This is a genomic window from Vibrio sp. 2433-A1, from assembly GCF_056726085.1.
Map to the genome: position 1 here is coordinate 268,595 of NZ_JBRESC010000002.1, position 12,511 is coordinate 281,105.

The 12,511-nt window shown below is 43.7% G+C and carries 11 protein-coding genes, 1 tRNA gene and 1 rRNA gene; 10 read left to right on the plus strand and 3 right to left on the minus strand.

Annotated elements, in window-relative coordinates; all coding sequences use genetic code 11:
• Positions 1-34 precede the first annotated feature (34 nt).
• The gene (locus ACU01J_RS03810; protein WP_481084465.1) at positions 35-1,006 is read left to right on the plus strand and encodes a hypothetical protein; all 972 of its coding nucleotides are present in this window, start codon (positions 35-37) and stop codon (positions 1,004-1,006) included.
• A 129-nt stretch (positions 1,007-1,135) separates the two neighbouring features.
• Here ACU01J_RS03810 and ACU01J_RS03815 read toward each other — a convergent pair whose 3' ends face one another.
• From ACU01J_RS03815 to ACU01J_RS03825, 3 genes are all read right to left on the minus strand, one after another.
• Positions 1,136-1,273, minus strand: a complete 138-nt coding sequence (locus ACU01J_RS03815; protein ID WP_481084466.1) for a hypothetical protein — start codon at positions 1,271-1,273, stop codon at positions 1,136-1,138.
• Between the two features lie 37 nt (positions 1,274-1,310).
• Positions 1,311-1,667 (minus strand): hypothetical protein, encoded by a 357-nt coding sequence (locus tag ACU01J_RS03820; protein WP_481084467.1) that lies wholly within the window; start codon positions 1,665-1,667, stop codon positions 1,311-1,313.
• Between the two features lie 198 nt (positions 1,668-1,865).
• The gene (locus tag ACU01J_RS03825; RefSeq protein ID WP_481084468.1) at positions 1,866-2,933 is read right to left on the minus strand and encodes a tyrosine-type recombinase/integrase; all 1,068 of its coding nucleotides are present in this window, start codon (positions 2,931-2,933) and stop codon (positions 1,866-1,868) included.
• 123 nt (positions 2,934-3,056) lie between these two features.
• Between ACU01J_RS03825 and dusA the strand changes: the two genes are divergently transcribed.
• From dusA to ACU01J_RS03870, 9 genes are all read left to right on the plus strand, one after another.
• A complete protein-coding gene (dusA, locus tag ACU01J_RS03830) occupies positions 3,057-4,067 on the plus strand; it encodes a tRNA dihydrouridine(20/20a) synthase DusA (RefSeq protein WP_481084469.1) in 1,011 nt (336 codons plus the stop codon).
• 160 nt (positions 4,068-4,227) lie between these two features.
• A complete protein-coding gene (gene pspG, locus ACU01J_RS03835; RefSeq protein ID WP_481084470.1) occupies positions 4,228-4,437 on the plus strand; it encodes an envelope stress response protein PspG in 210 nt (69 codons plus the stop codon).
• Between the two features lie 133 nt (positions 4,438-4,570).
• Positions 4,571-5,233, plus strand: coding sequence for a TIGR04219 family outer membrane beta-barrel protein (locus tag ACU01J_RS03840; RefSeq protein ID WP_481084471.1), 663 nt, complete (start codon positions 4,571-4,573; stop codon positions 5,231-5,233).
• A gap of 150 nt (positions 5,234-5,383) precedes the next feature.
• The gene (locus tag ACU01J_RS03845; RefSeq protein ID WP_053438841.1) at positions 5,384-5,614 is read left to right on the plus strand and encodes a hypothetical protein; all 231 of its coding nucleotides are present in this window, start codon (positions 5,384-5,386) and stop codon (positions 5,612-5,614) included.
• Between the two features lie 126 nt (positions 5,615-5,740).
• On the plus strand, positions 5,741-7,594 hold the full coding sequence (locus tag ACU01J_RS03850; protein WP_481084472.1) for an assimilatory sulfite reductase (NADPH) flavoprotein subunit: 1,854 nt from the start codon (positions 5,741-5,743) through the stop codon (positions 7,592-7,594).
• A complete protein-coding gene (cysI, locus tag ACU01J_RS03855) occupies positions 7,594-9,330 on the plus strand; it encodes an assimilatory sulfite reductase (NADPH) hemoprotein subunit (RefSeq protein WP_481084473.1) in 1,737 nt (578 codons plus the stop codon). The genes ACU01J_RS03850 and cysI overlap by 1 nt, the downstream gene beginning before the upstream one ends.
• Positions 9,323-10,099 carry a phosphoadenylyl-sulfate reductase gene (locus ACU01J_RS03860; protein WP_481084474.1) on the plus strand — a complete coding sequence of 259 codons (777 nt, stop codon included), beginning with the start codon at positions 9,323-9,325 and terminating at the stop codon, positions 10,097-10,099. Before cysI ends, ACU01J_RS03860 begins: the two co-directional genes overlap by 8 nt.
• 641 nt (positions 10,100-10,740) lie before the next feature.
• Positions 10,741-12,293, plus strand: a 16S ribosomal RNA gene (locus ACU01J_RS03865).
• A 60-nt stretch (positions 12,294-12,353) separates the two neighbouring features.
• Positions 12,354-12,429, plus strand: a tRNA-Ala gene (locus tag ACU01J_RS03870).
• The last annotated feature ends 82 nt before the right edge of the window (positions 12,430-12,511 follow it).

The window sequence follows — 12,511 nt, forward strand, 5'->3', positions numbered from 1 at the left end:
GTGTTTTATTTAGGGTAAGGTTGTAAGTAGATTTATGATTGATGTAAATATCGAAGAATTAAGAAAGGCGACCCCGCAAGTTATAGGAAACACCATTAGACAAATTGTTTCAGAATGGAATACAGAACAGAGGTATCTATCTCTCCTTGAGGGACATCCAGAGGCTGATAAAGAGCAGTATAAGAATGCATTACAAAAAGTAACGACAGCATCTAGTCAACTTAGTCAGGCTTCAACTGCCTTTAATAACAGCATGGTGAGTAATCGAAGTGCTAATCACTCTGAGGAAGTCCCTTCGCTTCTGTCTAAGCTAGAGATATTCTTAAAGCATTATAAGTCGCTTAAACTGTTAACCGATGAGTATTCTTCAATCCTTCGAGTGGAAGAACTGTTTATAAACCGTATTTCAGAGCTAGAAGTCTCTATTTTTGCAAATACTGAAAAACGCATTGAGGAGTTAACTAAGAAAGTTCGAGAAGATTTTCAAGAAGGACTTGACGAGCTTAAGGACTTTAAATCCACTTTAAAGCAGGCTGAAGATTTTGGAGTTAACATAGAGAATGAACTAAGCGCTGCAAGAAGTAAGGAAACATGGTTTATGAGATTCTTTATTGGTACGTTGGTTTGTATTCCTATAGCTGTCTTATTAGAACACTTTTATCTTACAGGCATTGAGGGGATAAACAGTTATATTTTGAAGGGAAGCATTATTACTTCTTTACTGTTTATCTCACTGTTTCATTTTTCTCAGTATCGAACCTACATGATGATTCGTCTGCGCTATACACACTTAGACGGCTTTTTGCGTGGAGGTAGCTCATTTGTGTCTCAACTAGTCCACTCAACAGACCCAGAGCTTGAACTGGAGACTAATAAAAAACTGGCTGATATGTTTATGAGTCTCGATGATATTCTTGAAATGGTTCATAAGAGCAAGCATCCAACAGAACTGACATTAGAAACGGCCGATAAAGTGTTCGAAACAATCAGCAAATTTAAAAAGTAAGGTAGTTTACGGTGCAGAATGTATTGATTGGGAGAGCATGAGAAGGCGTTTTGTTAGATAGTATTGTAAATGTTTAAATACAAAAAAGGAGCCAATAGGCTCCTTTTCACTGGAAGTCTTCAAGCTTAATTATGCTGCTTGCTTCTTTTCTTCGTTAGCCATGAACTTTTCAAAACTAACATGACCAACCACTTCAGCAATTTTATTAAGCTCTGCTTCAACAACATCTAATAAAGACATAATAGTCTTGTAGCTTTCATTACTCATAGTTGTACTCCTAGTGACCTCTCACTTGTATAGAAAATTATTTAACTACTTTAATAGTAGTAGTACCTTGAGTCTTTGCATTGTTTTGCTCTAAAAACTCATCAAGGATGCACATGTGATCGACAATGGCTTCATCATCACGATCAACTATTGCAATAGCGATATCTCGCATATAATCAGCAACTTGTTCAGCTTGTTTGGCTTCAGCACCTTTAGCTTCTTGGCGTAAAATTGCTGCAATTAAGTCGCATGTTTTAGCTAGAACAGTGAATGATGGGTTCACTAAGTCTAACTCGATAAACGGTAGATGAAGTACACTACGTGCAAACTTCACTAAATCCTGAATACGCTGATAAACAGCTTGCTCATTGGCTTGTTGCTTTTGTGTTGTCATTTTTGGGCCAGACTGATGTTTAGAAAATTGGCTCGGATTCTATGCCAATTCAGTCTAAATGTTAAGCAACAACTTGCAATAAATTGCGTTAAACTGCGATTTATTGCTTTTTGTTATGCCCACAGTATCACTTTGTACAACTCGTTAACAGCACTAAAAGTCAAAATTTGAACAATTTTGTGTGGTGAGCTTGAAATTTTATGAGCTCTTATTATGTAATTTGTGAGGAAATAACTGAGTATACACCTGCCACAGAATATTGAGGTTTCTGTGCCCTGTTACTTGAGCGACTTCTTCTATCGAGTAACCCAGCTCAAAAAGCCTACTGGCTCCTTCTCGTCTCAAATCATGATAGCGCAAGTCTTCTATCCCTAGGCTATTACGCACCCTCTGAAAGCCTGCTGTAACGCTTCGAGAGTTATACGGGAATATCCGGTCACCTTTGCGTTCTTGGCGTAAAACAATGTCCATAGATTCACCAAGCAAAGGAACAATCATATGGTTACCTTCTTTTTTTCGTGGGTCTTTACGATCACGAACTACAACGGTTCTATTCTCTTGATTTAGGTCTTCCCATCGTAGGCCGCATACCTCACCAATTCGCATACAAGTTAAGACGCTAAAGTCTAAAATGTCGATAAATGGAATACGAGTAGGGCCATTAGGTCTATAGTTTTCGCGCTCAAGCAAACCTTGCTTTAGCTTCTCAAGTTCGCCTTCAGTTGGTCTTCTGGTACGCCTTTCGGATTTACCCACTAACTTCATATCAATGAGTACCGGCACTGCTTCTTCAAAGACAGCGTAGTTCGCCTCAATGTTAAAAACAGGGTTCGCCTTTTTCATTACAGAACGCAGGTAAGCAACATCATGATAAATGGTCACTGGTTTTGCGCCTGCTCCCTTTCTATCTTTACAGTGTTGAATGAGATCAGCGGTAGTCAGGCTATTAGTTTGAACATTGGCGATATTACAATCACGGAGCATTTTAATGACGTACTGCTTGGTACGCCCTGTGTTATCCCACAAGTCGCGCTCTGCTATATAACAATCGAGTAGCTCTGCAATGGTGGTAGGCCTTTGAGTTTTAAGACCTTTAATTTCAATCTCAGAAACTTGGTTCTTTGCCCAAGCCGTAGCAATCGCTTTTTTCTTATGTGTTTTGGCAAATCGGTGTACAATTCGCCCATTCTTTTTGACAGTAATTGTCGCTTTATAGCGCTTCTCGCCACTGGCGAGCGTCCGAGTTTGAATGCTAAAAGAAGCCATCGTTATTTCTCTTAAAGGCGTACCGACTAAGTAAATTAAAGGTGTACTATAGGTGTACCATGAACGGCAAAATTACGCAATTCAACGCAAAGCGCAGCAAAACTGAGTTTGAGTGAATCCTTTATGAACCTAGATAAATCAAAGAACCCCAATAGATTTAAGGCTAATCGTTTTAGCATTGCTCCGATGTTGGATTGGACGGATCGTCATTGCCGTTACTTCCACCGTTTGTTGACTAACGAAACTCTGCTTTATACAGAGATGGTTACAACAGGTGCGATCATTCATGGTAAAGGTGACTTCCTAGCGTACAACCAAGAAGAGCATCCCGTAGCGCTACAGCTAGGTGGTTCAAACCCACAGGATTTAGCGACTTGTGCCAAGCTGGCGGCAGAGCGTGGCTACGATGAAATTAACCTCAATGTAGGTTGCCCGTCTGACCGAGTACAGAACGGTCGCTTCGGTGCATGCTTAATGGGCGAGCCTCAGCTGGTGGCAGATTGCGTTGCAGCAATGCGTGATGTGGTTGATGTTCCAGTAACAGTCAAAACGCGTATTGGTATTGATGATCAGGATTCGTATGAGTTTCTGACCGACTTTGTGTCTATCGTGTCAGAGAAGGGTGGCTGTGAGCAGTTCACCATCCATGCCCGTAAAGCTTGGCTGTCAGGTTTAAGTCCGAAAGAGAATCGTGAAATCCCACCACTAGATTACCCTCGTGCCTATCAGCTAAAGAAAGATTTCTCTCACTTAGTGATTGCTGTCAATGGTGGCGTGAAAACGTTACAGGAGACCAAAGAGCACTTGCAGCATCTTGATGGTGTAATGGTTGGTCGCGAAGCGTATCAGAACCCATATATTCTTGCTGAGGTCGATCAGCAAATCTTTGGTTTAGATAAGCCAATTAAAGAGCGCACTCAAGTGGTTGAAGAGATGTATCCATACATTGAGCAACAGCTGTCGAACGGGGCTTACTTAGGTCATATCACTCGTCATATGCTTGGTTTGTTCCAAAACATGCCGGGTGCACGTCAATGGCGTCGTTACATTAGTGAAAATGCTCATAAACCCGGTTCGGGTATCGAGGTCGTTGAAGCTGCGTTGGCTAAAATACCAAAAGAGTTAGATGTGTAAAAAATACCACTAAGCTTGGTTAAATTTACCAACTTGAATGATTGAAAAGAGCGCTATTTATTGGCGCTCTTTTTTATTGCTTGTAATTCAATTGTTTAGGTTTTTTTTGGAGTTGGCATACATCCTGAAAGTAGATTGAGTGAGAACTAAGGAGAATCATATGTTTGAACTGATCTTTATTTTGGTATTTGTGGCGACACTATTGGTTACTGGCGTAACTATGGTAACGGTATTTGCAGGTGTGGCTTTTTCATTGGTTGTGATGTTGCTGCTAGGGATGATTGGCGCAGTGATTAAACTGATCCCGTGGCTTATGGTTATTGCTCTGGGGATCTGGTTTTTCAAGAACCATGTCGCTCAACCGAGATAATTGCATCTGGTAAGATAAATTTTGCTGGCTAGACGATTGAATATGATAGAATTTGAGCAATGTCATATTTATCTAGCCATCAACAGCTTGTCTGGTCACGCTGATTGACGCAAATATTTGGAGAGTTCACCTCATGGGTTTGAAAACCGTCACTGCATTAGCTGCTGTTATTTCTACATCAGCCTTCGCTGAATCATCACTAACGACTAAGTTAGGCGCAGAGATGTGGTGGCCAAGCACGGAAGTTAATGAAGCGAAACGTGATAGTACTACCACGCCTACTGTATATGCGGCGATCGAACATGATGTTAAGTATGTGCCAGATGCCCGTATCCGTTATGGTTCGGTTGATGCCGATTACATGGCGTTTGATAAACTAGATGTGACGCTTTATTACCGAATCCTTGAACATGACTTGATGCACTTTGATGCGGGTATTACGGTTAGCGACTTAGGCAATACTAAATATGTTGAAGCTGTGACAGGTGAGCAGCGAACTTTTGATGAGACGATTTGGGCTTGGTATGGTTATGCAGAGCTGACTGTACCCAATACTAACTTCGATATTATCGGTGAAATGAACTTCGGTAACAGCAGTGGTATCAAGAGTACTGACCTCATGGCGGGTATGCAGTACCGTCTACCATTAGGCTCTAATACGCTAGCGATTCGCGGTGGCTACCGTGTGATCGACTTAGAGTCTAAAGATATCTTCAGCGCCAATGAAAATTCAGATCTAGGCAAGCCATTTATCTTCGCGAATGGTTTCTTCCTTGGTGCTGAGTTCGCATTTTAATTGCGATACAAAATTGCTTAAAACGCCGCTTTCTAAAGCGGCGTTTTTTTATACCTATTCATTATATCTGCCCATTTCATTTAGCACTTTTTTTCTGATTGACCATGCTTAGTAAGGAATAATTTTTTTAACCTCAGAGAAAGGAATCTCATGACGATTACTGAACTTCGAAATCTTTATCGAGAGCAGCAACTCATTGAAGCCATTATTGAACCTTCCGCTCAAGAGGGGAGTTGGATAGTGGAATTTCGTCATGCCCGAGGTGGGTTTGTGCTCCTGACTGACTCTCACGGGGAAGAGTGTCACTACGTTGATCTCGACCTCGCTTCAAAATCAGCAATGGCGGTAGGGTTTAAGCAGGTTCGTGTCGAAGCGAAATAGTCGCCGCTGACTAAACTTTCTTCGTTCTTTAATTCAAAAAGTTATAAAACATTCACTTCTATTCTTTCTTGTTATTAAAAAGAGTGGTTAATCTATCATCACGCAATGAATAGGGATGTCGAGACCATGTCTTTAAACAAGAATGTGTCCTCTCAAGGAAACACACCACAAGAACTACCGTCAATCGCAGCGCCGTTGAATGATCAGCAGCTAAGCTCGTTACAACAAACTGTCGCGGATCTATCTACTCAGCAACTAGCTTGGGTAAGTGGTTATTTTTGGGGGTTAGCACAAGCTCAACCAGCGGCGGCATCTGCGCCGATCAATCAGGCTGCAGCAGCAGTAGTCGCTAAGCCTGCAGGTAAACTATCAATTATTTTTGCTTCTCAAACGGGTAACGCTAAAGGTGTTGCTGAAGCGTTAGAGCAAGAAGCGAAAGCTCAAGGTATTGCCGTTGAGTTGTTTGACGCCAGTGATTACAAAGGTAAGAACCTCGCCAAAGAAACGCATGTTATTTTTGTCGCTTCAACTAATGGTGAAGGTGAAGCTCCAGACAATGCAATTGAGCTCCATGAGTTCTTGCAGTCAAAGAAAGCACCTAAATTGCTAAATCTACAGTACGCCGTGATTGGTTTAGGGGATTCAAGTTATGAATTCTTCTGCCAGACGGGTAAAGACTTTGATGCCTTTTTATCTAAGTTAGGTGCGACGCCGTTTATTGATCGCATTGATTGTGATGTCGACTACGAAGCCTCTGCTTCTGAATGGCGCGCAAAAGCACTAGATAAAGTAAAAGAGGCACTTTCTTCAGGCGCTGAAGCTGAAGTGGTTCAACTACCTGTAGGTCAAGCTGCACCTGGTCACTCTCCTTATAATAAGCAGAACCCATATACGGCCACTTTGCTGACTAGCCAAAAAATCACTGGTCGTGATTCAGGCAAAGATGTTCGCCATGTTGAAATTGATTTAGGTGAGTCAGGGTTAACCTATCAACCAGGTGACGCGTTGGGTGTTTGGTTTGAAAACAGCTCTGAATTGGCTAATGCCATCCTCAATAAAGTCGGCCTTTCTGGTGTAGAGAGTGTTGAAGTTGATGGTGAGAGTCTTTCAATTCACAGTGCGCTTGTCAGCAAATATGAAATTACGGCCGCTAACCCGCAGCTTGTGACTAAGTTTGCTGAGTTATCGGCGAGTAAAAAGCTTGAGAAGCTGGTGGAAGATAAAGATAAGCTTCGCGAATACGCAGGTAACACTCAAGTTGTTGATGTGCTAGCTGAGAAGAAAACCAAACTTTCCGCTGAACAGTTAGTTGGCCTACTTCGTCGTTTAACGCCGCGCCTATATTCGATTGCATCAAGCCAAACAGAAGTCGATGACGAAGTTCATTTAACAGTTGGCTTGGTTGAATATGACAAAGGTGATGAAAAACGCTTTGGTGGTGCGTCGAGCTTCCTATCTCAACGTTTAGAAGAAGGCGGTGAAGTGAAAGTGTTTGTTGAAAACAATAATAACTTCAAACTACCACAAGATGACAATACACCATTAATCATGATTGGGCCGGGAACCGGTATTGCTCCTTTCCGTAGCTTTATTCAAGAGCGTGACAATCGTGATGCTGAAGGTAAGAACTGGTTATTCTTTGGTGACCGTACCTTTACTCAAGATTTTCTCTATCAAGTTGAATGGCAAAAGTACCTAAAGTCAGGTGTACTTAACCGTTTAGATGTCGCGTTTAGTCGTGACCAATCTGAAAAAGTCTATGTACAACATCGTATCTTAGAAAATGCAGAGCAAGTGTGGCAGTGGGTCCAAGAAGGAGCATACATCTATGTATGTGGTGATGCGACTCGTATGGCTAAAGATGTCCATGAAGCACTAGTTATTGTTGCGGAGCAACAAGGCAAGATGTCGCGTGATGACGCTGAAGAATTTATTAATGAGTTGCGTAAAGCGAAACGTTACCAAAGGGATGTGTACTAATGACTTTTTCTACTGACAATAATAAACAGGTGGTATTAGACCAAGAGTTAGGAAAGCTTTCCGATAACGAACGTCTAAAAACACAAAGTAATTTCCTGCGCGGGACGATTGAGCAAGATCTTCAAGACAGAATTACTGGTGGTTTTACCGCAGATAACTTTCAACTAATTCGTTTCCACGGTATGTATCAACAAGATGACCGTGATATTAGAAACGAACGTGCTAAGCAAAAGCTAGAGCCTTTGCATAATGTAATGCTTCGAGCTCGTATGCCAGGGGGCATCATCACACCAAAGCAGTGGCTAGCGATTGATAAATTTGCAACAGAACAATCTCTGTATGGCAGTATTCGTCTGACCACACGTCAAACGTTCCAGTTCCACGGTGTTCTGAAGCCGAACATCAAGCTGATGCACCAAACGCTGAACAGCATTGGTATTGATTCCATCGCGACAGCGGGTGACGTTAACCGAAATGTTTTATGTACCACTAACCCAGTTGAATCTGAGCTACACCAAGAAGCTTACGAATGGGCGAAAAAAATCAGTGAGCATTTATTACCTAAGACTAAAGCGTATGCGGAAATTTGGTTAGATGGTGAAAAAGTAGAAACAACCGACGATGATGAGCCAATTCTAGGTAAGACTTACCTACCTCGTAAGTTCAAAACAACGGTTGTGATTCCGCCGCAAAACGATGTTGATGTTCATGCTAACGACCTGAACTTCGTCGCTATTGGTGAGAACGGCAAGCTGGTGGGCTTTAATGTCTTAGTCGGTGGCGGTCTAGCAATGACTCACGGTGATACTTCTACTTATGCTCGCCGTGCCGATGACTTTGGTTTTGTTCCATTAGAAAAGACACTTGATGTTGCAGCTGCAGTCGTAACGACTCAACGTGACTGGGGTAACCGTTCAAACCGTAAGAACGCTAAAACTAAATACACACTAGACCGTGTTGGTATTGATGTATTTAAAGCGGAAGTAGAAAAGCGTGCTAACGTTAAGTTTGGCGATAGCCGTCCATACGAGTTCACAGATCGTGGCGATCGTATCGGCTGGGTTGAAGGTATCGATGGTAAACACCACTTAGCGTTGTTTATTGAAAACGGTCGTCTACTGGACTTCCCGGGTAAACCATTGAAAACCGGTGTTGCTGAAATTGCCAAGATCCATAAAGGTGATTTCCGTATGACAGCGAACCAGAACTTAATTGTTGCTGGTGTGGCTAAGAGCCACAAAGCGAAGATAGAGAAGATTGCGCGTGAGCACGGTTTGATTGATGATAATGTCAGTGAACAGCGTAAAAGCTCAATGGCGTGTGTGGCATTCCCAACTTGTCCTCTAGCAATGGCAGAGGCGGAACGCTTCTTACCTCAGTTTGTGACTGATGTAGAAGGCATCCTTGAGAAACACGGTTTGCCAAAAGAAGAAAATATCATCCTTCGCGTTACAGGTTGTCCAAATGGTTGTGGCCGCGCAATGTTGGCCGAAATTGGTTTAGTGGGTAAAGCGCCTGGTCGTTATAACCTTCACCTCGGTGGTAACCGAGCGGGAACGCGTATTCCGAAGATGTATAAAGAGAACATCACAGACAAACAGATACTTGAAGAAATTGATCAGCTAGTTGGCTGCTGGGCTAAAGAGCGTGAAGCTGACGAAGGGTTTGGTGATTTCACAATCCGAGCTGGAATCATCCAAGAAGTTAAAGTATCTAAGAGGGATTTACATGCTTGATTCTGTTGCTTCCAAACCGAAGTTAGCAGAACTGCTCTCATTGACTAAGACGGAGCAGATTCTCCGTCTTGCAGAAATTAATGCGGAGTTAGAACAGCTAACTGCACAGCAAAGAGTTGCTTGGGCACTCGAAAACCTAGAAGGTAAGTTCGTCGTATCATCAAGCTTTGGTATCCAAGCTGCGGTTATGCTACATCTTGTTACTCAGCAGAAACCTGATATTCCAGTTATATTGACGGACACAGGTTATTTGTTTCCGGAGACGTACCGTTTCATTGATCAATTAAGTGATCAGTTGACACTGAACTTAAAAGTGTACCGCTCTGCGCAAAGCGCGCACTGGCAAGAGGCGCGTTACGGTAAATTGTGGGAACAAGGTATCGATGGTATAGAGAAGTACAACAAGATTAATAAAGTGGAACCTATGCGCCGTGCTTTAGATGAGTTAAAAGCGGGGACATGGTTTTCTGGTTTGCGCCGTGAACAATCTAAATCACGTACCAACTTACCAATTCTCTCTGTGCAAAATGGTGTGTTCAAGTTCTTACCAGTGATCGACTGGAGTAATAAAGATGTTCACTACTATTTAGAAGAGAACGGACTTTCATACCATCCACTATGGGACGAAGGCTACCTTTCGGTGGGGGATACCCATACCACTAAGAAGTGGGAACCGGGAATGGCAGAAGAAGAAACGCGTTTCTTTGGTTTGAAGCGAGAATGTGGTCTCCATGAAGATGATAGAGAGCAAGATGGTTCGGGAATCTGATCTGTTTGCTTATATATAGAAAGAGAAGGGTCGCGAAAGCGGCCCTTTTTGTATCTCCAAATGGCAAATGTGGATAAGTCTGTGGGTATTGTGTTTGTTTTCTAGGGGTAAAGATGGATAAATAAGGCTTTGGATGAAAGTTGGTCTGTTAATCGTTGTTTTTGCAATTTTTTCAAAATAACGCTTGCCAATGTGAGCGCGATCTCTATAATGCCTCCTCGTCGACAGGGCAAGAGCTCACAAGGGTTCAAGAAAGGTTGACACGGTTAAGTAGCCAAGCGGAAACGTTTGAAGAAAGTTTGAGAAAAGTGGTTGACACTAAACTTTAACTCGCTACAATAGCCGCCTCTTTCGAAGTGATGTAAGTCACAAAGGAGAGAAGCTCTTTAAAAATATAGACCTATCAATCTGTGTGGGCACTCGTTGATGATAATCCAATTAGAAGCTTAGGCTTCAAATTAGGTTTCAATGAAACGAAGTGACCAAACGAGATTAGCTTTCTTTGAAAAAGGAAACTTAGTCTTGGCACAGTCAATTCATTATCGTTCTGTTGGAACGATAATAGCTTTAAAATTACACAGTGGTTTTGAAGTCAGTATTCATTAAGCCTTACCCTATTAATTTAGGGAATCAAAACTTTTAAATTGAAGAGTTTGATCATGGCTCAGATTGAACGCTGGCGGCAGGCCTAACACATGCAAGTCGAGCGGAAACGACTTAACTGAACCTTCGGGGAACGTTAAGGGCGTCGAGCGGCGGACGGGTGAGTAATGCCTGGGAAATTGCCCTGATGTGGGGGATAACCATTGGAAACGATGGCTAATACCGCATAATGCCTTCGGGCCAAAGAGGGGGACCTTCGGGCCTCTCGCGTCAGGATATGCCCAGGTGGGATTAGCTAGTTGGTGAGGTAAGGGCTCACCAAGGCGACGATCCCTAGCTGGTCTGAGAGGATGATCAGCCACACTGGAACTGAGACACGGTCCAGACTCCTACGGGAGGCAGCAGTGGGGAATATTGCACAATGGGCGCAAGCCTGATGCAGCCATGCCGCGTGTATGAAGAAGGCCTTCGGGTTGTAAAGTACTTTCAGCAGTGAGGAAGGTTCATACGTTAATAGCGTATGGATTTGACGTTAGCTGCAGAAGAAGCACCGGCTAACTCCGTGCCAGCAGCCGCGGTAATACGGAGGGTGCGAGCGTTAATCGGAATTACTGGGCGTAAAGCGCATGCAGGTGGTTTGTTAAGTCAGATGTGAAAGCCCGGGGCTCAACCTCGGAATTGCATTTGAAACTGGCAGACTAGAGTACTGTAGAGGGGGGTAGAATTTCAGGTGTAGCGGTGAAATGCGTAGAGATCTGAAGGAATACCGGTGGCGAAGGCGGCCCCCTGGACAGATACTGACACTCAGATGCGAAAGCGTGGGGAGCAAACAGGATTAGATACCCTGGTAGTCCACGCCGTAAACGATGTCTACTTGGAGGTTGTGGCCTTGAGCCGTGGCTTTCGGAGCTAACGCGTTAAGTAGACCGCCTGGGGAGTACGGTCGCAAGATTAAAACTCAAATGAATTGACGGGGGCCCGCACAAGCGGTGGAGCATGTGGTTTAATTCGATGCAACGCGAAGAACCTTACCTACTCTTGACATCCTCAGAAGAGACTGGAGACAGTCTTGTGCCTTCGGGAACTGAGAGACAGGTGCTGCATGGCTGTCGTCAGCTCGTGTTGTGAAATGTTGGGTTAAGTCCCGCAACGAGCGCAACCCTTATCCTTGTTTGCCAGCGAGTAATGTCGGGAACTCCAGGGAGACTGCCGGTGATAAACCGGAGGAAGGTGGGGACGACGTCAAGTCATCATGGCCCTTACGAGTAGGGCTACACACGTGCTACAATGGCGCATACAGAGGGCAGCCAACTTGCGAAAGTGAGCGAATCCCAAAAAGTGCGTCGTAGTCCGGATTGGAGTCTGCAACTCGACTCCATGAAGTCGGAATCGCTAGTAATCGTGGATCAGAATGCCACGGTGAATACGTTCCCGGGCCTTGTACACACCGCCCGTCACACCATGGGAGTGGGCTGCAAAAGAAGTAGGTAGTTTAACCTTCGGGAGAACGCTTACCACTTTGTGGTTCATGACTGGGGTGAAGTCGTAACAAGGTAGCCCTAGGGGAACCTGGGGCTGGATCACCTCCTTATACGATGATTACTCACGATGAGTGTCCACACAGATTGATATGTCTTTATTAGAGCTTTGAGGGGCTATAGCTCAGCTGGGAGAGCGCTTCGCTGGCAGTGAAGAGGTCATCGGTTCGATCCCGATTAGCTCCACCATTCTTACTTAGTAAGAATCTAGTGTCCCGTTCGTCTAGAGGCCTAGGACACCGCCCTTTCACGGCGGTAACAGGGGTTCGAC